Below are 25,062 nucleotides of genomic sequence, written 5' to 3'. Positions count from 1 at the left end.
CCACCATTTGGCGGAGGATGGCTATTAACCGGTCGGACTCGAGCGACTAGTCGTCCTCGAGGTACGCCTCGAGGTCAGGGGTAGCCAGCGGGTATCGGTCCATCACTCCGTCCGGGCCAGGAAGCGTCCGGGTGCCGTCGGCGACGTCACCAGGGTCGCCGTCCGCGCCGTCCCACTCGGAGTAATAGTTCCCGAGATTGCGGTCCCAGCGCGGCTCGTCGTCGGCCGGGTCGTGACCGTAGAGGTCGAGTTCCTCGACCGGGAACCCCGATGGGCCACCCCCACCCGTCGAGATCCGGACGTCGCCGTTGAGAAAGGCATTCGGATAGATGTCGGTCGCGGGAGCGCCATCGATGATGTACCGAACGCTGCTCGGAACGTCGAACGTGTTCAACTCGAAGCGGCCGATGTACCAGCGATCACGGTCCGACCGCACGGAGCCGTGAATCTCACAGCCGGTCACGATCGCACGTTCGTAGCGACTCCGGATATCGATTGCGACCTCGCTTCCGGGAAGCGGATCGACGACACACTCCTCGAGCGTACCGTTCCCGGTAATTCGGACGCCCTGCTCGAGTTCACATTGGCGGGCGTTCACGGAGTTTAGATCGAAGACGCCTTCGATCGTGCTGTCTCTGATGATCCCGCCGTCGCTGTCGACGGTTCCGTTGAACTGACACACGTCGGCGAAGATCCCGGGGCCGCCGACATCCTCGTGGAACCGGCACCTGACCGCATCGACCTCGTGTGAGATCGAGTCGGTGAAATCCGTATCGTACGCGTCCGTCGGGCCGCCAAACGATCCGTCGATCGTACAGTAGTTGGCCGTTATTGCCTCGAACTGATCGTGTTCGGACCGTGAGTACGACATCTCGGCAGGAACCTCGAGTGTGGCCTGCCAGAAAGCGGGTGCGCACTCCTCGGGAAACCGGTGTGGCGCCCGGACGGTGAATGAACTGGCCTCTGGGAATATCAGTTCGATCGTCGTTTCGTCCGCCGATTCCCCGACGTAGCTGAACGTCTTCGTTAACATCTCCCCGTCGACGTCGCTAAGATATTCCACGTCCGGTTGCAGTGTGTACGTCCCGGGGCCAACACCGATTACGTCTCCCGAATCGAGCGACTCATAAGCTTCCTGTAACGTATCGTAATCTGACGGACCGTCCTTCGCGACGGTGAAGTCCGGCGTGGGAGGTGAGGGTTCCGATCGGACAGATCCGCCGTCATCGGTATCCTCCTCTCCGTTCTCGTCGTCTTCGTTCTCGTCTCCGTTGTCGGCATCCCCACCGTCTGGTGCACCCTCCTCGCCTTCGCCGTTACCGAGACAGCCAGCGAACGCGGAGACGGCAACGCTCGAGGCGAGCAAAAACGTCCGCCGGTTCGATCGACGACCCACCAGTAACCGATCCGTATCCATATATTCACGATGATAGGTAGGTCTAATAAGCCTTGGCCTACCGTTGCAGTTTGGCGCCGTCAGTACCGACACCGGATCGGTCTGTGGCACAGCCAGCAATAGTGATTCAGGTTACATATGGGAACTCAGTAATGGCTCGTTTCCGTCGTTCCAGCGATCCGGTTTCGACGGCCAGCGGCGACAGCACCGAAGACGACGAGGGAGCGTAATGACGAATTCAACTGCGACGAGCGTGGAACCGCGGCGGGGTTTTACCTACGTGTTCGGCGTACCGGCGTCGCGGGCGGCGGGCGGCTCAGTGCCGCTACCGTGTCGAGTCAGGTGATACGATGAACGGGCACCACGACAGCGACTACGGCGAGGAACGGGACCGAGGTGGCGACCGCAGCCGAAACCGGGGCCACAGGACCGGACGCGGCTGGATGCACGGCTTGTTCACCAGACACGAGCGGGGAAGAAGAGATCGGTTCGAAAGCGAACGAGGCGAGACTCGACGCGAGGAGCCTCGAGGTCGAGAACGCGGCGAACCAAAACGGCGAGGTCAACCGCGAGAGAGCCAGCGTGAACAGTACGATCGCGGACAGCCCAATAGTCAGAGTCAGGAGCAGTACGGAAAGCAGGGTCAGTACGGTCGGCGCGAACGACGCGGGCGACAGGGACGTGGCGGTCGATCGACCGAGGGAGGCAGGCAACACCAACGACAACAGGGACAGTCAGGCGGACGCCGGTCCGATCACGAACGACATCGCCATCGCGAACAGTCCGAACAGCGACGGGAACAGCGAGGACGAAAGCGACGGGAATCAGGCCAGCGAGGTGACCAGCGGGAAACGTACCGGGAAGGACAGGACAGTCTTCGATACGGTGGCTCGAGTCGACGACAGGAGCGCGGTCAGCGGGAGCAGGGTCAACGGCGTGACGACGACTACCAGCGAGGCCAGCACGAACGGTACGGTGAGCAGAGCCAAGAACAGTACGACGGTCGGGGCGCGTACACTCGACAGGGACGACGCGGTCAACAGGGGGGACAGCAACAGCAGTCCAGCCGACAGCGCGGTCGGCAAGCGGGGACGAAGCGGCGCCACTACCGCGAGGAGCGAGGGCGGCCCGACCAGCGCGGCCAGCGAGACGGCGAGCGTCCACAGGCCAGCCGGGAACGAGACGAGGATGTAAGCCACCGCCGCCACGTCCACGATCAGGACGAGACCGACGTCAACGACCGGGAGTAGCGATCCCAACGATCCGATCGCGACGGAGAGTCGAAGCGGCCGGCTCAACTGCGGTACGGACACCGTCGGGGACATGGATCGAACGACGCCATGGTCGGTCGAACCCGAAACCGTTGTGAGTGTTCTTCGACCAGTTCGCGACATGACAGACGGCGGCACTTACGTTCTCGCGATCGACGTTTCGAACGCGACGGCCATCGACGTCGGCGCACTCGGCGAACTCGAGTTTGCGGCGGGCACGTACGCCTACGTCGGGTCGGCGTTCGGTCCGGGTGGGTTCGCTCGCGTCGATCGGCACCGTGAACTCGCGTGCGGGAAGCGAAACGCCCGTCACTGGCACGTCGACTATCTGCTGGCCCACCCCGAGACGAGCCTCGAGGCGGTCGTCACCTTTTCCGGCGAGGATCGGGAGTGCGAACTGGCGACATCGCTGCCGGGCGATCCCGTCTCCACGTTCGGGGCGTCGGACTGTGACTGTCAGGCCCATCTGCTCGCGGTGTCCGACGCGTCAGACCTGCGAACGGCGGCGAAAGCGGCGGGCGGCGTCTGCCGGGAGTGATCAGTCGTCGCCAGTGGCGTACCCCGCGACCTCGGCCTCGGCCTCCGGCTCGGGCGTCTCGGGAAGTGTCTCGCGGACGTCGTCGCGGCCGTCCTCGGTGATCGCCTCGTGGTAGGCGTCGGGCATCACCTTCACGAACGACTCGAGCGAACGCTCCCAGTTTGCGAGCAGCTCCCGGCCGCGAACGCTTCCGGTGTAGGCGACGTGGTTCTCGACGAGTCGACGGAGCATGGTCTCGTCGCGGTCGTCGAGGTCGTCGTAGAGGGTCGCCATCCCCGTATTGGCTCGATCGGTGAAGTCGCCGTCTTCGTCGTAGACGTAGGCGACGCCGCCGGACATCCCGGCAGCGAAGTTCGTCCCAGTTTCTCCCAGGACGGCGACGACGCCGCCGGTCATGTACTCACAGCCGTGGTCGCCGACGCCCTCGACGACGGCTTTCGCACCGGAGTTTCGCACGGCAAAGCGTTCGCCAGCGACGCCGTTTACGTAACACTCGCCGTCGGTCGCGCCGTAGAGAGCGACGTTGCCGATGGCGACGTTCTCGGTCGGCTCGTAGGCCGCCGTCTCGGGCGTCTGGAGAACGAGTTTTCCCCCAGAGAGACCCTTGCCGACGTAGTCGTTCGCGCTGCCGGTCAGGTGCATCGAGACGCCGCTTGCGAGAAACGCGCCAAAACTCTGGCCGGCAGTACCCTCGAGGTCGACGGTAATCGTATCCTCGGGAAGTCCGGACTCGCCGTAGCGGCTCGTGACGCGGTTCGAGAGCATCGCGCCGACCGCCCGGTCGACGTTCGAGACGTCGGTCGCGAGTGAGACGGGCTGTTGGCTCTCGATCGCATCTTCGGCGGCGTCGATCAGCTCGCGGTCGAGCTGGTCGTCGAGTTCGTGGTCCTGCTCGCGGATCTTGGTGCGAACGTCACCGTCGAGCTCTGCAAGCACCGCCGAGAGGTCGACGGTTCGTGCCTTGGGATGGGAAACGTCCTCGCGCTGGGAGAGGACCTCGACGCGGCCGACCATCTCCTCGACGGTTCGGAAACCGAGTTCGGCCATGATCTCCCGGAGCTCCTGGGCGAGGAACGTCATGTAGTTGACGACGTGGTCGGGTTCGCCGGGGAACCGCTTCCGGAGGTCTTCGCGCTGGGTGGCGACGCCGACGGGGCAGGTGTTCTCGTGGCACTTCCGGGCCATCACGCAGCCGCTGGTCACGAGCGAGGCGGTGCCGAAGACGTACTCCTCGGCACCCAGCAACGCGGCGACGGCGACGTCCCGTCCCGTCTTCATCCCGCCGTCGGCGGAGACGCGGATGCGGTCGCGAAGCCCCGTCGCACGGAGCATCTGGTTCGCCTCCGCCAGGCCCAGTTCCCACGGGAGACCGGCGTTTTTGATCGACGTCCTGGGAGAGGCACCGGTGCCGCCGGAGTGACCCGAGATGTGGACCACGTCGGCGTTTGCCTTCGCGACGCCGGCCGCGATGGTGCCGATACCCGCCTCCGAGACGAGCTTGACGTTGATGTCGGCGTCCTCGTTCGCCGCCTTCAGGTCGTGGATGAGCTGTTTGAGGTCTTCGATCGAGTAGATGTCGTGCAGCGGCGGTGGCGAGATGAGCCCGACGCCGGGGGTGGCCTTGCGGACGTGAGCGATCATCTCGTTGACCTTCGATCCGGGGAGGTGACCGCCCTCGCCGGGCTTCGATCCCTGGGCCATCTTGATCTGGATCTCCTCGGCGTTCGAGAGGTACGTCGAGGTGACGCCGAAGCGACCCGAGGCGACCTGCTTGACGTTGCACTCCCGTTCGGTGTCGAACCGCTCCGGCGGCTCGCCACCCTCGCCCGAGTTGGACTTGCCGCCGATCCGATTCATCGCGATCGAGTTCGTCTCGTGGGCCTCCGGCGAGAGGCTGCCCAGACTCATCGCAGCCGTCGAGAAGCGGGACACGATCTCCTCGACGGGTTCGACCTCCGCTACCGGGATCGACTCGCGCTCGGAGTCGAACTCGAGCAGGCCCCGGAGCGTCTGGAGTGTCTCGCTCTGTTCGTTGATCATCGCGGCGAAGTCCTTGTACTCCTCGTAGTCGCCATCGCGAACCGCCTGCTGGAGCGAGCCGACCGTCTCGGGGTTCCACTGGTGGTGGATGCCGCCTTTCCGGTGGGAGAACTCCCCGGAGCGGTCGAGATCGGTCTGGTCGGTGTCGAACGCGACCGCGTGACGCTCGCGGACGTCCGCTTCGATCTCGGCGAGACCGATACCCTCGGTGCGGTTCTCGGTCCCCTCGAAGTACTCCGTGACGACGTCCGAATCCAAGCCGACGGCCTCGAAGATCTGGGCCCCCTGGTAGCTCTCGACCGTCGAGATCCCCATCTTCGCCATCGTCTTCAGCAGGCCGTCCTCTAACGCGGCGACGTAGGCGTCGATCGCATCCCCGGTGTCCATACCGTCCTCGCCGGCCGTGAGGTCGGCGATCGTCTGGTAGGCGAGGTAGGGGTTGACCGCACCCGCACCGTAGCCGACGAGCGTCGCGACGTGGTGGACGGTGCGGGGATCGGCGGACTCGACGATCAGTCCCGCGTGGTTGCGAAGCCCGTTGCGAACGAGACAGTGATGGACCGCACCGGTCGCGAGCAGGCTCGGGATCGCGACCCGGTCGGGACCCACCTCGCGGTCCGAGAGGACCACGACGTCGTGGCCGGCCTCGATCGCGGACACGGCATCGTTCCGGACGCGCTCGAGTGCGGCCTCGAGGCGCTCCCCGGGCTCGCCGTCGGGCTCGTAGGTGACGTCGACCGTCGCCGCGGTGATCCCGTTTGCCTCACAGTCCCGGATCGCCACGAGTTCGGCGTCGGTGAGCACGGGCGAGTCACAGACGAGCTGGCGGGCGTGATCGGGCGACTCGGCGAGCAGGTTTCGCTGGAAGCCAAGCCGGGTCTCCATACTCGTCACCAGTTCCTCGCGGATGTAATCAAGCGGCGGGTTGGTGACCTGGGCGAACAGCTGTTTGAAATACGAGAACAGCGGGCGGTCGTACTCGGTGAGTACCGAAAGCGGCGTGTCGTCGCCCATCGAGCCGACGGGGTCTTTCCCCTTGGTGAGCATCGGCTCGAGCATGTTCTCGAGTTCGTCGTGGGTGTAGCCGAAGGCGGCCTGGTGGTTCCGGAGCCCGTCGACCGACTCTCGTGGCGTGCGATCGCCCGTCGTCACGATCTCCTCGAGGCCGACCTGTTCGCGCTCGACCCACTCGCCGTAGCGGTCGTCGACGAGGTCCTCGAAGACCTCCTCGTCGGGGATGACCCGACCCTCCTCCGGGTCCGCCAGAAAGAGCTGGCCGGGCTGGAGGCGGCCCCGTTCTTCGATCTCCTCGGGGTCGTGTGCGAGCGCGCCGGCCTCGCTCGCCATCACGAGGCGGCCGTCGGTCGTGACGTCGTACCGGCAGGGACGCAGGCCGTTGCGGTCCAGCACGGCACCGACGCGGTCGCCGTCGGTCGCGGCGACGAGTGCGGGGCCGTCCCAGGGTTCGACCAGCGAGGCGTGAAAGTCATAGAAGTCCCGCCGATCGTCGTCCATCGCGTCGTCGCCACGCCAGGCCTCGGGGACGAGCATCCGCAGGGCGTGAGCGAGGTCTCTCCCGTCTTGCATCAGGAGTTCCAGCGCGTTGTCGACGCTTGCCGTGTCGGACTGGTCGGGATCGTTGATGACCGGTTTGACGGCCTCGAGGTCAGACAAGACCTCGCTCTCGAGGTCGGTCTCGCGGGCGCGCATCCAGTTGACGTTTCCCTGGATGGTGTTGAACTCGCCGTTGTGGATGACGTTGCGGAACGGATGGGCGAGGTGCCACGCGCCCAGCGTGTTCGTCGAGAACCGCTCGTGGACCATCACGAACGTCGACTCGACGCGCTCGTCGGTGAGGTCGGGATAGTAGGTCGGGACCTGCTCGCCTTTGAGCAGCCCCTTGTAGACGACGGTCTTCGAGTCGAGCGAGCAGACGTAGAACCGGTCGGCACCGGCGTAGGCACCCTCGTCGATCTCGTTTTCGACGGCCCGCCGGGCGACGTACAGCCGTCGGTCGAACGCTTCCCGCTCGAGGTCGTCCTCGGCGGGGACGACGAACGCCTGCCAGACGTCGGGTTCGGACTCGAGGGCAGTCTCGCCGAGGCCGTCGTTGGTCGTCGGTACCGACCGCCAGGTGCGTACCTCGAGGTCGTAGGTCGCAAGCGTCGTCTCGATCGCGTCGACCAGCGCCGCCCGAGCGTCGTCGTCCTGTGGGAAGAAGATCGACCCGACCGCATAGACGTCGGGCAGGGAGATATCGAGCACGGCGTCGAAGAAGGCGTCGGGCCGCTGGAGCATGATTCCGGCGCCGTCGCCGGTGTTTTTCTCCGCGCCGGTGGTCCCACGGTGTTCGAGGTTGCAGAGTAATGCGAGACCGTCGGCGACGACATCGTGGCTCTGTCCGTTCTCGAGATCCATTACGACGCCGACACCGCAGTTCGATCGCTCGTCCGCCGGATCGGCGAGTCCCCCCGAGCGATCGGTAGGTCGCGCTCCGTGTGGCTGTGACATGGTAGTCAGTGGAGCGAACGTCCATAAGAGGCTAACCCATAATGGCTAAGTGTTTTCTATACACATACTAGGGAAATAATACAGCATAATTTTTCACGATCGATCACCACAATCGTCAGTCGTCGATGGTCGGTCGTCGCCCGGCTACGTTTCACCGCCGGATCGGCCGTAGAACGACGTTCCCGAGTCGAAACTCGTCAAGTCGTCGATTCTGGCCTCTAACGCCTCGATCTCCCGCTGGAGATCGTCGGTTTCCGCTTCCGTCGCCGCCAGTCGGTCTTTCAGTCCCTGGAGCCGCGATTCTTTCACGTCCTCGTCGACCTCGGCCTTGCGGACGTACTCGCTTTTATCGATCTCGTAGACGTCGGATTCGGCGAGTTCGACCACCTCGAGCGCCTCGTCGACCTTGTCCGGATCGACGCTGGTTACGCGCTCGCGGTCGATCCCGGCGGCTTCCAGGGTATCGAGGACCTCCGTTTCGTCCGTGAGCGATCGGCTCCGGCGAGCAGTCCGCTGGACCGAGCCGTACTGTCCGCTGACCGGCTGGTCGTGATGGAGCCGCTCGAGCAACACGTCACTGACTGCCCCCCTGAGGTCGTCAGCACCGCGCTGGACGTCCGATAAGAGCGTATAGAGATTCACGAGCGAGTCTGTCTCCATCCCCTCGAGGTCAGTCGGGTCGTATCGTTCCAGGGCGTCGATCAACAGGAGAGCGTCGCCGTAGACCGGAACGTCCGGCTCCTCGCGGTCGGCCTCGAGGGAGGCGTCCACCAGCGGGGAGCCGGTCGGCGTCTCGGTCGCAGAAAGCGTTCCCTCGCGGTCGTCGATCTCGAAGCGCGGGTGCAGGCTCAGCACCGTCGCATAGGGCTCGGCGTCGGGCGGCAACCGGTCGAGGTCGAAGCCGTCGCGGGCGTCCCGAACCCGCCCGAACAGCGTCTCGAACTGCTCTCGCTGGAGCGGCGTCGTGCCGTCGTCGTCCAGATATGAGACGAGGATGCGATGTTCCTGGACGTCGGTCACCCGAAACTCCCGTCGCGACAGCGGTGTAAGAAGGGTCGCATCGGCCGGGAGCTCCTCGGCGGACTCGAGGAGGGTGTGCCAGCTCGTGGTAAACGGCATACCACTCCCTTCTCGCGCGTCGGTCAAAAACGTGCGGCACAGACCCACGTCTGTGCTGTGTTCGTTCCGATACCGTGACAGCACCCCTTTACGGCTGGCCTAGTGGCGTTCAAAGCCTGAACTGATGGGTGAAACCGAGTGCGGTTGACCGGTTTCACTCATCAGTCGACGCTTGGAACGGTACTAGAGACAGCCACTCCGACTCGTGGTACAAGCGCAGAGTAGGAGTTCTGAGCATCGATTCTGGAACCGGATGCTGTCGACAGAAGTGTTTGGTGATGGGCCTGGCGGCCGCTACGACTCAATTCCTGATTGAAATCTATCGATGCAAGGCTTTTTCGGCCCGTCTCCCTTCTCGTTCGTATGACAATCGCTACCGGCGACTCTGTCACGATCGAGTATACGGGCCGAACCGAAGAGGGAGCCGTCTTCGATACGACCCGTGAATCAGTTGCCAGGGAAACAGGGTTGGCGGATTCACAACCAGATCGGGAGTACGATCCGCTGACGGTCGAAATCGGCGAGGGGCGAGTGATCAAAGGACTGGAAGATGCGTTGGTCGGCTTGGAACAAGGAGCCACCCCTACCGTCACAATCCCTCCCGAAGAGGGCTATGGCGAGTGGTCCGAAGAACAGGTTCAAGAGTTCGAAACCGAGGAACTTCGTCAAATGCTCGGTGGCGAACTCCCAGAAGAAGGTTCATACCTTGAAACGCAAGACGGTGTCAGAGGCGAAATCACGGACGTTGGCGACGACATTGTTCGAGTAGACTTCAACAGCCCGCTCGCGGGCGAGACTATTGAGTTCGATGTCGAGATACTCGCTGTCAATTAGCTATAATTGAGGGGACAGGAAGTCTCGACCTCAACAAGCGAGGGCCGGTAGGCCCGAGCGTGGTAGGTCGGGGTAGTTCACAGCCCTCCGGTTCGCTGAGAGTCAGCGCAACACATTCGCCTGAGGAGCAGAAAGCTCTGATCCGGGCACGTAGTTCAGTCCGGTAGAACGCTCGGAACGAGATCGGATCGCCGGGGGTGTGAGTCCGCGCGGCACGTCCCGGGGCCTTTGGTCAGCGATCCGGTCATCCGAGAGGCCCTGGGTTCGAGTCCCAGTGTACCCACCTTTGGAGACGAATCCTCGATCTTGAGTGTGGGTAGATGGGGACAGAGGACCGCCCATACAGCCACCTCATCCGCGCCGTTCATCCAGAGCTCCTTCGCTGTTGGACTGAAAGAAAAGTGCAAGAATGCGGTAGTGCGCGGGACCGGATTCGAACCTCGCCGAGACGGTCCGGGTCGCTCCCGTCGGTCGCTTCCCGGGCTGCGACTCGTCTGGTTCGAACCCGCCGACGATTGCTGTCGCTCGCGGGATTGCTCGCGACAGCAATGCGCGGGACCGGATTCGAACCGGCGGACCCCTACGGGACAGCGTCCTAAGCGCTGCGCCGTTTCCTAGCTTGGCTACCCGCGCGCAGTCTCGAGTAGCCGCCGACGCGAGTAAGAACCTGTCGGTATCGGTTACCTGTGGGTCACGGGTTCCTCGGGCGACCAGTCGAGCGAGACGATGAACGTTACGTGTTCGTCGCCACGCAGCTGGTGGAGTTCGGCCGCCTGTTCGGCCAGGCCACGATCTCGGTACGGCATCTCGAGGCCACAGCCCGTACAGACGAGTTTACAGGTGGGCTCACTCATTAGGGTCTTGGACGGTCCGACGATCGGGTGATCGGATACCCACTGCTTCGGGAACATGGGGTATTAGTAATCGTCTCGTATCCCGTCGGCAGGGTCGCGAGAGGGTCTGTAACCGTTCGTAGTGCCATGTTGTCTCTGGTAGTCAAACGTTGGCCAACCACTGGCTCGCAGACGACCGACTCGGCAGATCGATCGCATTTAAGGATGAGAAGCCAGTACGTGAATGGCATGTACAGCGCGCGCGAGCACGTCGAGTACGCCGACTGGCTCGAGGAGCTCGAGCGGGCAGCCGACAGGCTCACCCTCTCGACGGACGCACGATCGTACGCGGCCGAGCTGTTCCTGGCAGACGTTCCCGAGGCAGATCGGTCGAAACGGGCCGCCCTCGCGGCCAGTCTCTACGCCGGGTCGCTCGTCGCTGGCGACGGACGCACCCAGACGGCTATCGCCGACGCCGTCGACGTCTCGCGGCTGTCGGTCCAGCAACGCTGGAAGGATCGACTCGAGAACGCGGGTCTGGAGCCGCCGGGCTGGTAAGTACGGACTACTCCTCGGTGCCGGACGAGTCCGGTCGCGTCGCCGCACGTCCGTCGCAATCGGGCGTGAGATTCCCGTGTTCGTCGATCTCGCCCTGAACGATGCGGGTACTCGAGATGACGTCACCGTCTTCGGCGCGGACGTGGGGGACGACGACGATCTCGAGCGGATCGTGGCCCCGCTCGCGGCGGATCTCGTTGATTCGTTTGCCGCCGTCTGCCGTCTCCGGCGAGACGATCAGGTAGTCGAACTCCGGTTCGGTCGCGATACCGGTCGGTTCCGTCAGCGTCCGGACCTCGAACTCGCGATCGCGTTCGTCGGCGAGAGCTCCGAGCTCGCGCTCGAGGTCGCGCTTTCGTTGCTCGTACGGTCTGACGTAGCGATCGACGTGGCGCGTCTTCGGCGCGAGTTCGTCGCTCGTCAGACCGACGGTTACGTCTCCGAGTTCAAACGCCCGCTCGAACAGCCGCCGATGGCCGTCGTGAACGGGGTCGAACGTCCCACCAAGCGCGACGTCCATACCCATCCCACTGCCGCGGTGCGTATAAAATGGTCGAAACAGGAAGGCGTGTACGGCTTGCCTCGTCCGTGCCAGCGCATCGGTCCGCCCGCGTCGTCCTCTTTGAGTTCGACGATCGTCGTATTCCCCTTTCGCATCGTTTTTTGTACTCCCCGACAGTGACGACTGGTATGGGATTAGACGAGGATGCATTGGAGTACCACCGCATTGATCCACCCGGAAAAATCGAGATTTCGACGACGAAACCGACGAATACGCAACGCGACCTCTCGCTTGCGTACTCACCGGGCGTCGCCGCGCCGTGTATGGAAATCGACGACGACGACACGGAAGCCTACACCTACACCGCGAAAGGGAACCTCGTGGGTGTCGTTTCGAACGGCTCTGCGGTACTCGGGCTCGGAGATATCGGTGCCCAAGCATCCAAACCCGTGATGGAGGGCAAGGGCGTGCTGTTCAAACGCTTCGCCGACATCGACGTCTTCGACGTAGAACTCGACGAGGCCGACCCCGACAAACTCGTCGAGGCGGTGAAGATGATGGAGCCGACCTTCGGCGGGGTCAACTTAGAAGACATCAAAGCGCCCGAGTGTTTCACCGTCGAGGAACGCCTGCGCGAGGAGATCGACATTCCAGTCTTTCACGACGACCAGCACGGCACCGCCATTATCTCCGGCGCTTCGCTTTTAAACGCTGCCGAGATTGCGGACAAAGACCTCGAAGAACTCGAGATCGTCTTCTCCGGCGCTGGCGCGAGCGCACTCGCGACGGCCCGGTTTTACGTCTCGCTGGGAGCGAAAGCGGAGAACATCACGATGTGTGACTCCTCGGGGATCATCACGACCGCTCGTGCCCGGGCGGGCGACGTCAACGAGTACAAACGGGAGTTCGCCCGCGACGTGCCCGACGGCGACCTCGCCGACGCGATGGCGGGTGCAGACGTCTTCGTCGGGCTCTCGATCGGCGGCATCGTCTCCCAGGAGATGATCCGATCGATGGCCGAGAATCCGATCGTCTTCGCGATGGCGAATCCGGACCCCGAGATCGACTACGACGAGGCGAAAGAAGCCCGCGAGGACACGGTCATCATGGCGACGGGCCGATCGGACTACCCGAATCAGGTCAACAACGTCCTCGGGTTCCCGTTTATCTTCCGGGGAGCGCTCGACGTTCGGGCGACGGAGATCAACGAGGCGATGAAAGTCGCCGCCGCGGAGGCGCTTGCCGACCTCGCGAGACAGGACGTCCCCGACGCCGTCGTCAAAGCCTACGGCGACCAGCCGATCCAGTTCGGTCCCGACTACATCATTCCAAAGCCCGTCGATCCGCGGGTGCTGTTCCGGGTCGCGCCCGCGGTCGCCCGCGCGGCGATAGAAAGCGGTGCCGCCCGGACAGAGATCGACCTCGAGGACTACGAGGAGGAACTCGAGGCCCGCCTTGGCAAGTCCCGCGAGATGATGCGGGTCGTGCTCAACAAAGCGAAAAGCGAGCCCAAACGCGTCGCGCTCGCGGAGGGTGACGACGAGAAGATGATCCGGGCAGCCTACCAGATGCAAGAGCAAGGGATCGCCCAGCCGATCCTGATCGGCAAGACCGACGAGATCAAACGGACGGCGGCGAATCTCGGACTCGAGTTCTCGCCGGCGGTGGCCGATCCGTCGGCCGGCGACTACGAGGCCTACGCCGAACGGCTCTACCAGCTACGAAAGCGCAAGGGGATCACCCGCACCGAGGCCAAAGAGCTGATCGAACGCGACACCAACTACTTCGGCAGCGTGATGGTCGAACAGGGCGACGCCGACGCCTTGCTCACCGGGTTAAGCCACCACTACCCGTCGGCGCTGCGCCCGCCGCTGCAGGTGATCGGCACCGAGCCCGAAACCAACTACGCCGCGGGCGTCTACATGCTCACGTTCAAAAACCGCGTGATCTTCGTGGCCGACGCAACGGTCAATCAGTCTCCCGACGAAGACGTACTGGCCGAGGTCACGAAACAGACGGCGGGACTCGCCCGGCGGTTCAACATCGAGCCACGGGCTGCCCTGTTGTCGTACTCGAACTTCGGCAGCGTCGACAACGAGGGGACCCGCAAACCCAGGAACGCGGTGCGGTTGCTCCAGGAGGATTCGGACGTCGATTTCCCCGTCGACGGCGAGATGCAAGCGGACACCGCCGTCGTCGAGGACATTCTCGAGGACACCTACGACTTCTCCGAACTCGACGAGCCGGCGAACGTGCTCGTCTTCCCCAACCTCGAGGCAGGCAACATCGCCTACAAGCTGCTCCAGCGACTCGGCGGCGCGGAGGCGATCGGTCCGATGCTCGTCGGCATGGACAAACCCGTCCACGTCATCCAGCGCGGCGACGAGGTCAAAGACATCGTGAACCTCGCGGGCGTGGCCGTCGTCGACGCTCAGGACGAGTAAGCGGCCGGCAGCAGGATCGGGCCGAACGCCCGCGTTCGCGACGCGAAAGGTTGCATTCAAGTATGCGCCGGGACTGCCTACGGGTATGCAAGACCAGGGACGCTCCACGCGCAAGCGAACGGGCGGTCGACTCAAGCACCAGCGCAACCGCAAGAAACACGAACTCGGCCGGCTCCCGACGGAGACACAGGTCGGCGAACCCCGCTTCCGGGCCGTCGACGTCCGCGGGAACGAACAGAAGGTTCGTGCACTCGCCACGGACGTCGCGAACGTCAACGACGGCGGCGAGACCGTGACGACGACGATCAACGACGTCGTCGAGAACGACGCCAACCCCAACTACGTTCGCCGGAACATCGTCACGAAAGGTGCCGTCATCGACACCGACGAGGGACGTGCTCGCGTCACCTCCCGACCCGGCCAGACCGGCCAGGTCAACGCGGTCTTGCTCGAGTGACCCTCGACCCGTTCTCACGGTGACACTCGGGCGATCGTACCGACAGTTCCGGGATGTGCCCGTCTTCAGGGCACGAGTACGACTTTTCCCGTACTCTCTCGGCCCTCGAGTCGGTCGTGGGCCAGGCCGGCGTCGGCAAGCGGAATCGTCTCGTCGACGACGATCTCGACGTCGCCGGCCTCGAGGGCTGCAAGCAGCGACGGCACGGCCGAAAACACCCGCTCGGGCGTCCGAGAGCGGGCCTCCTCGAGGTGGTAGCCGATCACCGACTTGTTTTCGAAGAACAGCCGCGGCGTCGCGACGGTGGGGACGCGCCCGCTCGCCATCCCGTAGGTGACGACGCGGCCGCCGGGGGAAAGCACCTCGATGACGTCGGTGAAGACCCGGCCGCCGACTCCCTCGAGCGCTAGGTCGACGCCGTCGACGCGTTCGGCGACCGCATCGGGGAGGTCGTCGTAGCCGACGGCGTGGTCGGCACCCAGCTCGCGGACGAGGGCGCGTTTCTCGTCGGTGCTCGCGACGCCGACGACGGTCACACCGGCCCGGGCGGCGAGTTGGACGGCGGCCGTGCCGACGCCGCCGGCTGCGGCGGTGACGAGTACGCGTTCGGACTCGCCACCCTCGCCGTCGCAGTTCTCGAGGCCGCCCCAGCCGAACAGCGCGTTGTGAGCCGTGAGATACTGCACCGGGAGGGCGGCGGCCTCGGGAAACGACAGGGCGTCGGGAACCGGAACGACCGCGTCTGTGGGAGCGACCGTCGTCTCGGCGTAGCCGCCACCCGACACCAGTGCGGCGACCCGATCGCCGATCGCCGGATCGGCGTCCGACCCCGATTCGGTGACGACGCCGGCGACCTCGAGGCCGGGCCGGTACGGCGGCTCGGGACCGTCCGGATAGTTCCCGCGGCGTTTCTCGACGTCGGCGAAGTTGACGCCGACAGCGCGGACGTCGATCCGGACCTCGTCGGGATCGGGGTCGGGAACTGGGACGTCGACGGCCTCGAGCACCTCGGGGCCGCCGTACTCGGAGACACGAATGGCGTCCATCCGAACTCACCTCGCCTGTGGATCGAGTCCGACCTGTGCGAGCCGTGCCTCGTGGGCGTCTTCGACGCGTTCGAGCAGCGCCGGGCGAGCGTCGTCGGTGGCCATCTCGGCGATCGTCGCCTCGACGGGTTCGAGCAGGTCGGCGAGCGCCTGACGGACCAGCCCGGGCTCGACGGCACCCGACTCGAGCAGGTCGCGGACGCACAGACAGCCGAAGCCGACGTGACGGCCCTCGTCCCGACGGACGTTTTCAACGCCCTCGAGCAGTCCCGACAGTGCGGGAACGCCGGCCGTCTCGCCGCCGTATCGCTCCCTGATCCAGTCGTAGGCCGTCAGCGCGAGCGTGCCCTCGACCGTGAGGTGGTAGTGACAGTACGCTCGGGCACGGGTTTCGGGCCCGTCGCGCTCGAGCAGGCGTGTCATCGCCCGTTCGGTCCGGTCGAACAGCTCCCGGTAGGCTGGGGCGTGCCAGCGGTCGTCGGTCGGATCGCTCTCGCCGAGTCCGCGAGTGCGTTCTGCGGGCCGGATCACACGCTCCCAGTAGCGGTCGAAGAACTCGGCGTGGACCGCCTCGTCGTACAGCTGGGTCGCGACGAACCGCTGGTCGGCTGGCTCTTCTACGACGACCGCAAGCGGTGCCAGGTCCTCGGTGACCGCCTGTTCACCCGCGCCGAACTGCGCGAGCAACCCGCGCAGGCGCGTAAACTCGATTCGGTCCAGTTCGGCGACGGCTTCGGCGTCTCGCTCGAGGTCGATCGTCGCCGGGTTCCAGCGTCGGTCGATCGCCACCCGGGTGTACCGCGTTGCGCTCTCGCCGGCTCGGTCGAGGGCGTCAGTGGCGTCGTCGGTCATAGACGGTTCGTCGCGGACGCTCGTCAAAGAACCTCCGAATGACGGTTGACGAGTAGACGGCGTCGGAGCTATCGAACGAATGACGGAAAGTCAGAGGCACTGTAGCGTCACCGCGTCGGACGGTGCCGACAGCAGGGCGCTACACTCAGGTGATGGTGACCGATCGATAAGGAATGAGGGGCTAAACAGTTAGGTTCACGGACGCGCCGAAGCCGAGGCCGACGACCGGTCTAGTGGCGTTCAAAGCCTGAACTGATGGGTGAAACCGAGTGCGGTTGACCGGTTTCACTCATCAGTCGACGCTTGGAACGGTACTAGTAGGTCTTGGCGAAGTACGCGATTTCGTCCGCCGGCTCGTCACAGACGGTACACGTCGCATCGTCGTCTTCGGGCGTTTTCGGCGTTCCTTCAGACGCCCCGCCGTCGTCTGCGAGCGGTTGCATGACGATCTCGGCGGCGACTTTCTCTTTGATCGCTTCCTCACAGGCCTGATCGCCACACCACGGCACCTCGACGTAGCCGCCGTATCGCCCGATCGTACCCATGATCTCCTCGGCGCTGTCTGCCGTCCGGACGTTCTCTTCGAGGGTCTGTTCGGCCGCCTCGTAGAGTTTCTCGTAGACGGTCTCGAGCTGTTCGTCGACCGTCTCGGCCAGTCCCGTCCGATCGGCGACGACGTTTTCGTTGTCGGGGCGGTGGACGAGCGTGACCTCCTCGTCCGTGACCTCGTTGGGGCCGACCTCGATCCGGAGGGGAACGCCGTTCAACTCGTGTTCGTTGAACTTGAACCCAGGATTGCGCTCGTCGCGGTCGTCGAGTTCGACCCGGACGCCGGCGTCTGTGAGATCCGCTTCGATCCCCTCGGCGTACTCGAGGACCTCGTCTTTCGTGTCTGCCTGCCAGATGGGAACGACGACGACCTGGGTCGGTGCGACTGTCGGGGGAAGCACGAGTCCCTGATCGTCGGCGTGAGTCATGATGAGTGCGCCGAGTGCCCGCCAGGACAGCCCCCACGAGGTCGTGTAGGCCGTCTGTTCGTTCTCGTCCTCGTCGACGTAGGTGATCTCGAACGCCTCGGCGAAGCTCTGACCGAGGTGGTGGCTGGTTGCGCCCTGGACGGACTTGCCGTCGGGCATCAACGCCTCGACGGTCGTCGTCGTGTTCGCGCCGGGGAACTTGTCGTGTTCGGGTTTCTTCCCGCGCAGCACCGGGATCGCGAGCACGTCCTCGTAGACGCGTTCGTACTGGTCCAGCCGGGTCCAGACCTCCTCCCAGGCACCCTCGTCGGTCGCGTGGGCGGTGTGGCCTTCCTGCCACATGAACTCCTTCGTCCGGAAGAACGGTTTCGTCTCCGTCGCTTCCCACCGAACGACCGAACACCACTGGTTGAGCCGCAGGGGCAGGTCACGGTGGCTGCGGGTCCAGTCGGCCATGAACGGGGCGATGATCGACTCGCTCGTCGGCCGCACCGCGAGACGTTCCTCGAGTTCGTCGTGACCGCCCTGGGTCACCCACGCGACCTCGGGGTCGAAGCCCTCGACGATGTCTTTCTCCCGCTCGAGGAACGACTCGGGGATGAACATCGGGAAGTAGGCGTTCTGGACGCCCGTCTGCTTGAACCAGCCGTCTAAGGCGTCCTGAATCGCCTCCCACAGCGCGTACCCACGGGGTTTCGTGACGATGAAGCCACCCATCGGGGCGTAATCCGCAAGTCCGGCCTTCTGGACGACTTCGGCGTACCACTCGCCGGGTCGATGTGACTTCGACTCGGTGATGCCGAGTTCCTGACTCTCGTCGCTCATACCTCGAGCAACAGCCAGCGCGGTCTTAAACGATGCGAACGACCGTCCGGATCGTGCGGTCGACCGCAGTGACGCGTGCGTCGTGGACGAGTTCGATAGTGCTCGAATCGCAGTCGAATCGATCCGTGACCGTGACAGTAGTGGTTTCGAACCTGTCCGCCGTCCTTCCAGTAGACGTATCGATTTGCAGTCGGCTCCGAGAGCAGGAACTAAGCAGTACATATTCGATACCGTGACAGTCGTGCCTGCCTAGTGAGGGCTAGCCGTTTTATACTTATCTGTCTAACACTACTCACCGTCTCGACAGCAGACCGACATCACCCCGTGAGAATGCAACAGGAACACATCGCCGCCGGCAAGGAGATCCAGAAACGAACCGGGAAGACGTTCTACCTCGCGACCCGGTTTCTCCCCCGACGCGTCCGACACGCGACACACGTTCTCTACGGCTTCTTTCGCATCGCCGACGAGGTCGTCGACGACGCCGCCGGCGTCCCGCCCGCGGAACAGGCCGCCCGCCTCGAGCGCCTCCGCGCCGAAGCACTCGGCGAGGTCGAGCCCACCGATCCGGTCCTCGTCGCCGTTCAGGAACTCGCGAAGCGGTACGACATCGCCGAGGAGGTCGACGCCTTCGTCGACGCGATGAAGACCGACATCCACACGAGCCGCTACGAGAGCTACGTCGACCTCGAGGAATACATGCGGGGCTCGGCGGCCGCCGTCGGCGTGATGGTGACCGCGATCATGGAGCCCGACGACGTCGAGACCGCCCTGCCCCACGCGATCGCACTCGGTGAGGCCTTCCAGCTGACGAACTTTCTGCGGGACGTCCGCGAGGACGTCGTCGAGCGCGATCGGATCTACATTCCACAGGAGACGCTGCAGGCCCACGGCGTCTCGCCCGAACAGGTAGAACGCCTCGAGACGAGCGCGGGCTTCAGACGAGCCATCGCCGAGGAGCTGAAACGGACCGAAGAGCTCTACCGCGAGGGCGTCGCCGGCATCCGGTACCTGCCCGAGGACTGCCAGCTACCAGTGCTGCTGGCGGCCGTCCTCTACGCCGAACACCACCGCCTCATTCGAGCGCAGGGGTACGACGTCCTCACCGAGGAGCCGTCGCTGTCGACGCCCCGGAAACTGTGGTGTCTCGCGAAGACCCGCTGGCACTGGCACTGGAACCGCGACCCCGAGGCGGTGTTTCGGCGCGTCTCGGCGATTCCGACCCTCGAGGCCGACCGGTCCGGATCGGGCCACGGCGAGGGGGTTCCGACCCGGTAGGCGACTGCGGCGGTCACCGCTCGATCCGCCCCGGCAGCGCCGACAGGAGCACGTCGACGTCGTACCGATCCGTCGAGAACAGCCCGAGACAGAGCGCGCTCGCGACCGCCGCGGCGATCCAGTTGCCGTAAAGGACGTTGATCGACCCCCACAACAGGACGAAACTCACCAGGTCGTCGAGCACGAACTCACACGAGCGGACGCGCTCGAGCAGCCCCGGTCGATCGAACGCGAGGTCGACGAGGAGAACGGCCACGGTCCCCGAGAGCACCCAGCCGGCGTAGTTCGAGAGGGGGACGCCGTAGAAGCCGCCCGATTCGAACGTCCAGAACCCGACGGCGACGGCCGCGGGATCGAGCACGACGTCGATGGCGACGACGGCCGCAATCGCGACCGGCACTCGCAGGAACAGGCGCTCGCTCCAGTCGCCGAGCACTAGCAGGGTGAGCAGGTAGGCGTTCAGCACCAGCGGAACGAAAAACAACGGCAACGCGAGCGGTACCTCGCCGAACAGCATCGGTCCCAGCTGGATCGTGTACTCGAACGCACCGTAGGGCCAGTCGGTCCGAACGCCGACGACCTCGATCGCGTAGGTGTAGGCGGCCAACACGCCGAGGCAGCCGAGCGCCCACGGACCGATCCGGGGCAACAGCCCCACGAGAAGTGGCGAGCGCATCACCAGCGTCCCGAACAGGATCAAAAGCGGGTTGTACGCGAGCGGTGACGGCAGCAGTCCCTCGGCGCTCGCGACCAGCGTCACCGCGCCCACGACGGGGAAGATAACAGCAATGGTGAAGCGATTGTTCCGGATCGTCTCCTCGAGACGTCGCTGGAGTCGCGCCCGCGTCGGCTCGTCCGCGGTTCGGGTCGGGTTATCCATAGAACACCCTCCAGAGCCCGCCCATCGTCAACAGCGCGCCGACGACGACGTTGATCGCGGGGAACCACCAGTACGCCCGGTCGACGGGGACACTCGCGGTCGCGATGGCGACGGCGATTGCGGGGTAAAACAGCAGGAGCGCTCCGAGCCGCGGATCGAGCGCGGCGAATGCCCCCGCGGCGGCGAGCCAGGCGAGGGCACAGTAAGCGTAGGCCCGCCGCTCCCCGAGGACCGTCGCGGTGGTCCGGATTCCCGCCCGTCGGTCCGGGTCAACGTCGGGGATCGCCGAGAAGGTGTGCATCGCCATCGCCCACAGCCAGCCGCCGACGACCGCAAGGACGGGCGGCTGGCTCCCCGCGACGGCGGCGTAGGCGGCCACGCCGGGGGCGACGTAGAGCCCGTTCGAGACCGAATCCAGAAGCGGCGTCGTCTTGAACCGTGCGGGCGGCACGCTGTAGGCCGCCCCGAGGAGCAGGAAGACGGCGAGCCAGGGCCAGGCCGCCGGCGGGACGACCGCGACGAGGGCGACCCCGAGCAGGGCACACAGCGTCACGACGACCGGGACGTACCGCTGGCCCTCGTAGCGGGCCTCCCTGTCTTCTTTCTTCGGGTTCTCTGCGTCGATCTCGCGGTCGTAGACGTCGTTGACGCCGTAGAGGAAGACGTTCGCCGGGAGGAGGAAGTACACAAAGAGCGCGACGGCAGCCGGCTCGAGGAGGTCGGCGGGCGAGCCGGCGGCGTAGGCGACGCCCACGAGCACCGGGCCGGCGAGGTAGAGCCAGAACCGGGGTCGCGAGAGCGTGAGCAGGTACGACAGCTCCTCGCGCACGCTCGCTGTCGCGGTCGTGGGTGCCGTCATGAGCCGTGATCTGCGAGTACCTTTTCGGCCGTGTGTTCGCCACTTATGAGACACATCGGGACGCCGATGCCGGGGGTGGTGTAGGAGCCGACGAAGTACAACCCGTCGACTTCCGTCGAACGGTGTGAGGGACGGAACGGGGCGGTCTGTCGGAGCGTGTGTGCCATTCCCAGGGCAGATCCCTTGAAACTGTTGTAGCGGCTGGCGAACTCCTCGACGCAAAACCGTTCCTCGAGGACGATCCGGTCCCGGAGGTCGACCCCCGTGTTCCTGGCGACGTCCTCGAGGATCCGGTCCCGGAACGCCTCGCGGCGCTCGGGGTCGTCCTCGAGGCCGGGCGCGATGGGGACGAGGACGAACAGGTTGCTGTGACCGTCGGGGGCGACCGTCTCGTCGGTCTTCGAGGGGACACACAGGTAGTAGGCGGGATCCTCGGGCCAGGCCGACTCCTCGAAGATCCGATCGAAGTGGGGCTGCCAGTCGGTCGGGAGCACGAGGGTGTGATGAGCCAGTTCCTCGAGGTCGCCCTCGACGCCGAGATACAGCAGGAACGCGGAGGGAGCGTAGGTGCGTGACTCCCAGTAGTCGGCGTCGTAGCCCCGTTTCTCCGGCGGGAGCAGCTCCTGTTCGGTATGGGCGTAGTCGGCGTTGCTGACGACCAGATCCGCGGTGATCGGGCCGTCGGGCGTTTCGACTTTGAACCCGCCCGCACGGCCCGTGATCGCTGTCGCCGGCCGATCGGTCTCGTAACTGACGCCGAGTTCCCGACCGAGCTCGACGATGCCGTCGATCACGCCGCCGAGTCCGCCCTCGGGGTACCAGACGCCGAGGTTGAAGTCGACGTGGCTCATCAGGTTGTACAGCGCCGGCGTGTTCGTCGGCGACCCACCCAGAAAGACCAGCGTGTACTGCATGATCTGCTGGAGCTTCGGGTGCTCGAAGTAGTTCTCGACGTGGCCCTGCATCGAGCCCAAGAGTGAGAGTCCCCGCGCCTGGCGGGCGACGTCGAGGTCGAGGAAGTCCCGCAGCCGCTCGCGGTCCTCGTAGACGAAGTGTTCCATCCCGACCTCGTAGTTCTCACGCGAGGTCTCGAGATAGCGTTCCAGGGCCTCGCCGGCACCCGGCTCGTAGGACTCGAAGACCCGTTTCGTGCGCTCGAGGTCGGGCGTGATATCGACCTCGTCGCCATCTTTAAAGAAAATCCGGTAGTGTGGATCGAGGTGGGTCAGCCCGTAGTAGTCCGTCGGCGTCCGGTCGAACTGGCCGAAAAACCGTTCGAAAACGTCGGGCATGAGATACCACGACGGCCCCATGTCGAACCGGAAGCCGTCGACCTCGAGTCTCGAGGCTCGCCCGCCGAGTTGCTCGTTTTTCTCGATGACGTGGACGTCCGCGCCGCTGTCAGCGAGGTAGCAGGCCGTCGAGAGGCCGCCAATGCCGCCGCCGATCACGAGAAGCGACGTCCCGGCAAGCGATTTCATGTGCGAGAGGAGTTTCGGCTCGGTGATAAGCGTACGTCTTTACTACGTAGGTTCTCGGGGCGAAACGAGCGCTCGAGACCAGCGCCGGAATCGGTTGGCAGTAGGTTCCTGTAGCCCGGGCCCGTACGGAGAGTATGGATGGGACAACAGCCGTCGTGACCGGCGGCACTGGCGGCATCGGGCGAGCGGTCGCCGACGCGTTCGTCGACGCGGGCGCGACCGTCGCGATCGGCGCGCGAGACGCCGAGGCGGTCGAGTCGGTCGTGGCCGACCTTGAGGAGCGCACAGAGAGCGATGTCGCCACTGGGCTCCGGGCGGACGTCCGCGACGAGTTCGACCTCGAGCGACTGATGGAGACGGCCTCGCGGTTCGGCCCTGCCGGCGGAATCGACGTCGTCGTCGCGGCCGCGGGCGTCTACCACGGCGAGGCAGGCGCGACACCGATCGACGAAGAGGCGTACTCGGCGTTCGACGACAGCTGGCGGACGAACGCCCGCGGCGTCTTCACGACGATTCGCGAGGCGCTGCCCCACCTCACCGACGACGCACGGGTACTCGTGCCGACGGGTACGGTCGCCCGCGATGGAAAATCGGGGTACGGCTCCTACGCCGTCTCGAAAGCCGGCGCGGAGGCCGTCGCTCGCGCCTTTGCCGCCGACACCGACCACGTCGTGGGCTGTCTCGAGCCCGGCCAGGTCGCGACCGAACTGACCGGCGGGACGGGTCGCGATCCGGAGTCGGTCGCGGGGCTGTTCGTCTGGGCAGCGACCGACGCGAGCGCGGCCGACCTCGACGGGGAGATCGTCGGCTTACGGGCGTGGAAAACGGCGACGCGATAGACGAGTGGTTTTTTATAATGACGGTTCATCACGAATGATGATAGGTGGCCGGTGTGAGGGAGCGAGAGTATACAAACAAGATTGCATATCCCTATACCCGTATCCGAGTTTATTTCTCGAAACATCGAGGACAAGTACGATCTTTTCTGGTTAAGCTCGAGTACAATATGTCTGAAAATACGGCCTTAATGGAACAGTGGGAAGAAGTCGCTCGGTTCGACCACAACCCACACAGCGTGAACGGTCATGACATTCGAAAAGAAGGGTTACATATGGATATTCGAGACCCGGATGGGACCGAGCGCCGAGCAACCGGTTTTCCAGACGTTCCGGTAAATCAAGCTCCACGCTGGTGTGAAGAATACTTCAAGCAGAATCACCACCGGATCACGGCCCGCTACGCGAAGCTCGCCGGTATTCCAAAGTGGAACCGTCCTACTCGTCGATAACCTCCCACTCGAGATCGTCTAGATCCGGCATCGGATATTCGTCGAAATCCGGCTCAAACTCCTCTGTCGAACGGCCAGTTTCGTCCGCCAGTCGTTCAGCGAGCCCATCCGGTTTCTTTTTCAACGTCATTCACACCTCGGGCGTATGTGCCCGTCGACCTCCGTTCATTTTGATAGAGACAGCTTACGGCTAGTTAGGCTGTCCCTTACGTTCACAATAACGTACAGTTGCTCAACATAGATAAGTCTTAGCTATCGTGAGAATGCGTGGTATAGGGCTGTCTCCGGGCCGAAAACAGAGATTTTTTAAATGGTGTTACAGTTTGCTCCCCTCGCTTGGTTCGGACTCGTCAACGACGTCGTCTCCAGAAACGACGAGCTGACTTCGGTCGCTGCCAGATAATGCTGTCGCCACGGTTCCGATCGCCACCCACTCGGTCGCGCCACGCGTTTTCGAACGACCTCACGGCAAGGGCGAGACTCTCCCGCTGTCATAGGGTAGGAGACAGGACGGCAAACGGACCGACCGCTCACAGCTCCCGGTCCGAGTCCGGGTTCTCGAGGTCCCACAGCAGTTCCGGCAGGAACGCCTCGAGTTCGTCGATCACGCGCCGGTCGCTCACACCCAACCCCTCGCAGTGGTCGTGTGCGGAGTCTCGAACGTCGACGTGGAGGTCACCGTCCTCAAGCCACACCCCCAGCGGGAAGACCGAACACCGGGTGGGCTTCCAGTCGTCCTCGCCCTCGAGGTGAAGCCGACAGAGTCCGTCCTCGCGCAAAAACGCACAGGCCTTACCGTCCTCGGCGACGTGCTCGTCACGGTCTTTCGACTCCCGTCTGACGAACTTCTCGCCGCGAAACTCGGTCGTCGTCTCGGCGAGGTTCGCCCGCGCGGCGAGTTCGAGCAAGTCACGGTCGTACAGCAAGACGCCGTGCTGGCAACACCACGTGCAGTCGTCGATACACTCGAAGGTGAGCTCGGGGTCGAACTCGACGACGACCTCGCGGCCGGGATAGACCTCGACGCGGCGGGCGGTGTCTGCGCTCACACTCGAGGGGAGCGGACCCGCGGG

The 25,062-nt window shown here is 64.6% G+C and carries 21 protein-coding genes and 2 tRNA genes; 10 read left to right on the top strand and 13 right to left on the bottom strand.

The window, feature by feature from the left end:
• Positions 1 to 46: 46 nt before the first annotated feature.
• Positions 47 to 1,417: a hypothetical protein gene (locus QQ977_RS09845; protein WP_285925560.1), complete on the bottom strand. Its 1,371-nt coding sequence runs from the start codon at positions 1,415 to 1,417 to the stop codon at positions 47 to 49.
• A gap of 375 nt (positions 1,418 to 1,792) precedes the next feature.
• On the opposite strand from QQ977_RS09845, the gene QQ977_RS09840 reads away from it, so the two are divergent.
• On the top strand, positions 1,793 to 2,590 hold the full coding sequence (locus QQ977_RS09840) for a hypothetical protein (RefSeq protein ID WP_285925556.1): 798 nt from the start codon (positions 1,793 to 1,795) through the stop codon (positions 2,588 to 2,590).
• Between the two features lie 198 nt (positions 2,591 to 2,788).
• The gene (locus QQ977_RS09835; RefSeq protein ID WP_285925555.1) at positions 2,789 to 3,205 is read left to right on the top strand and encodes a GIY-YIG nuclease family protein; all 417 of its coding nucleotides are present in this window, start codon (positions 2,789 to 2,791) and stop codon (positions 3,203 to 3,205) included.
• Here QQ977_RS09835 and gltB read toward each other — a convergent pair whose 3' ends face one another.
• Positions 3,206 to 7,756 carry a glutamate synthase large subunit gene (gene gltB, locus QQ977_RS09830; RefSeq protein WP_285925553.1) on the bottom strand — a complete coding sequence of 1,517 codons (4,551 nt, stop codon included), beginning with the start codon at positions 7,754 to 7,756 and terminating at the stop codon, positions 3,206 to 3,208. It abuts the gene before it with no gap.
• A gap of 144 nt (positions 7,757 to 7,900) precedes the next feature.
• Positions 7,901 to 8,875 (bottom strand): hypothetical protein, encoded by a 975-nt coding sequence (locus QQ977_RS09825; protein ID WP_285925551.1) that lies wholly within the window; start codon positions 8,873 to 8,875, stop codon positions 7,901 to 7,903.
• 363 nt (positions 8,876 to 9,238) lie between these two features.
• On the opposite strand from QQ977_RS09825, the gene QQ977_RS09820 reads away from it, so the two are divergent.
• Positions 9,239 to 9,709, top strand: coding sequence for an FKBP-type peptidyl-prolyl cis-trans isomerase (locus QQ977_RS09820; RefSeq protein ID WP_285925550.1), 471 nt, complete (start codon positions 9,239 to 9,241; stop codon positions 9,707 to 9,709).
• Between the two features lie 144 nt (positions 9,710 to 9,853).
• Positions 9,854 to 9,992 (top strand) — tRNA-OTHER (locus QQ977_RS09815).
• Positions 9,993 to 10,258: 266 nt separating this feature from the next.
• On the opposite strand, the gene QQ977_RS09810 is transcribed toward QQ977_RS09815, so the two are convergent.
• Positions 10,259 to 10,342: transfer RNA gene (locus QQ977_RS09810), tRNA-Leu, on the bottom strand.
• A 47-nt stretch (positions 10,343 to 10,389) separates the two neighbouring features.
• Positions 10,390 to 10,563 (bottom strand): hypothetical protein, encoded by a 174-nt coding sequence (locus QQ977_RS09805; RefSeq protein WP_285925548.1) that lies wholly within the window; start codon positions 10,561 to 10,563, stop codon positions 10,390 to 10,392.
• Between the two features lie 228 nt (positions 10,564 to 10,791).
• On the opposite strand from QQ977_RS09805, the gene QQ977_RS09800 reads away from it, so the two are divergent.
• On the top strand, positions 10,792 to 11,100 hold the full coding sequence (locus QQ977_RS09800) for a transcription initiation factor IIB family protein (RefSeq protein WP_285925547.1): 309 nt from the start codon (positions 10,792 to 10,794) through the stop codon (positions 11,098 to 11,100).
• Between the two features lie 7 nt (positions 11,101 to 11,107).
• On the opposite strand, the gene QQ977_RS09795 is transcribed toward QQ977_RS09800, so the two are convergent.
• Positions 11,108 to 11,620, bottom strand: coding sequence for a phosphopantetheine adenylyltransferase (locus tag QQ977_RS09795; RefSeq protein ID WP_285925545.1), 513 nt, complete (start codon positions 11,618 to 11,620; stop codon positions 11,108 to 11,110).
• Between the two features lie 170 nt (positions 11,621 to 11,790).
• On the opposite strand from QQ977_RS09795, the gene QQ977_RS09790 reads away from it, so the two are divergent.
• On the top strand, positions 11,791 to 14,046 hold the full coding sequence (locus QQ977_RS09790; protein WP_285925544.1) for an NADP-dependent malic enzyme: 2,256 nt from the start codon (positions 11,791 to 11,793) through the stop codon (positions 14,044 to 14,046).
• Positions 14,047 to 14,131: 85 nt separating this feature from the next.
• A complete protein-coding gene (locus QQ977_RS09785) occupies positions 14,132 to 14,503 on the top strand; it encodes a 30S ribosomal protein S8e (protein ID WP_285925543.1) in 372 nt (123 codons plus the stop codon).
• 65 nt (positions 14,504 to 14,568) lie between these two features.
• Here the strand turns inward: QQ977_RS09785 and QQ977_RS09780 are convergent, their stop codons facing one another.
• From QQ977_RS09780 to proS, 3 genes are all read right to left on the bottom strand, one after another.
• Complete coding sequence (locus QQ977_RS09780) at positions 14,569 to 15,549, bottom strand: quinone oxidoreductase family protein (protein WP_285925542.1); 981 nt, start codon at positions 15,547 to 15,549, stop codon at positions 14,569 to 14,571.
• Positions 15,550 to 15,555: 6 nt separating this feature from the next.
• Positions 15,556 to 16,401 (bottom strand): ribonucleotide-diphosphate reductase subunit beta, encoded by an 846-nt coding sequence (locus QQ977_RS09775; RefSeq protein WP_285925541.1) that lies wholly within the window; start codon positions 16,399 to 16,401, stop codon positions 15,556 to 15,558.
• A 314-nt stretch (positions 16,402 to 16,715) separates the two neighbouring features.
• Complete coding sequence (gene proS / locus QQ977_RS09770) at positions 16,716 to 18,203, bottom strand: proline--tRNA ligase (RefSeq protein WP_285925540.1); 1,488 nt, start codon at positions 18,201 to 18,203, stop codon at positions 16,716 to 16,718.
• Between the two features lie 330 nt (positions 18,204 to 18,533).
• Between proS and QQ977_RS09765 the strand changes: the two genes are divergently transcribed.
• Entirely contained in the window at positions 18,534 to 19,481 is a 948-nt protein-coding gene (locus QQ977_RS09765; RefSeq protein ID WP_285925539.1) for a phytoene/squalene synthase family protein, read from the top strand.
• A 13-nt stretch (positions 19,482 to 19,494) separates the two neighbouring features.
• On the opposite strand, the gene cruF is transcribed toward QQ977_RS09765, so the two are convergent.
• The 3 genes from cruF to QQ977_RS09750 are packed head-to-tail and all read right to left on the bottom strand — an operon-like array spanning position 19,495 to position 22,701.
• Entirely contained in the window at positions 19,495 to 20,361 is an 867-nt protein-coding gene (gene cruF, locus QQ977_RS09760) for a bisanhydrobacterioruberin hydratase (protein ID WP_285925538.1), read from the bottom strand.
• Positions 20,354 to 21,220 carry a prenyltransferase gene (locus tag QQ977_RS09755; protein WP_285925537.1) on the bottom strand — a complete coding sequence of 289 codons (867 nt, stop codon included), beginning with the start codon at positions 21,218 to 21,220 and terminating at the stop codon, positions 20,354 to 20,356. Before QQ977_RS09755 ends, cruF begins: the two co-directional genes overlap by 8 nt.
• Entirely contained in the window at positions 21,217 to 22,701 is a 1,485-nt protein-coding gene (locus QQ977_RS09750; protein WP_285925536.1) for a phytoene desaturase family protein, read from the bottom strand. Before QQ977_RS09750 ends, QQ977_RS09755 begins: the two co-directional genes overlap by 4 nt.
• Before the next feature lie 134 nt (positions 22,702 to 22,835).
• On the opposite strand from QQ977_RS09750, the gene QQ977_RS09745 reads away from it, so the two are divergent.
• Positions 22,836 to 23,540 (top strand): SDR family NAD(P)-dependent oxidoreductase, encoded by a 705-nt coding sequence (locus QQ977_RS09745; protein ID WP_285925534.1) that lies wholly within the window; start codon positions 22,836 to 22,838, stop codon positions 23,538 to 23,540.
• Positions 23,541 to 23,584: 44 nt separating this feature from the next.
• Entirely contained in the window at positions 23,585 to 23,989 is a 405-nt protein-coding gene (locus QQ977_RS17340; protein WP_430540828.1) for a DUF7718 family protein, read from the top strand.
• 530 nt (positions 23,990 to 24,519) lie between these two features.
• On the opposite strand, the gene QQ977_RS09740 is transcribed toward QQ977_RS17340, so the two are convergent.
• Positions 24,520 to 25,038 (bottom strand): YkgJ family cysteine cluster protein, encoded by a 519-nt coding sequence (locus tag QQ977_RS09740; protein ID WP_285925533.1) that lies wholly within the window; start codon positions 25,036 to 25,038, stop codon positions 24,520 to 24,522.
• Positions 25,039 to 25,062: the final 24 nt, after the last annotated feature.

It is taken from the genome of Natrialbaceae archaeon AArc-T1-2 (assembly GCF_030273315.1).
Lineage (GTDB): Archaea > Halobacteriota > Halobacteria > Halobacteriales > Natrialbaceae > Tc-Br11-E2g1.
The sequence above is the reverse complement of the archived record's forward strand: the minus strand, read 5'-3'. Positions and strand labels throughout refer to the sequence as shown.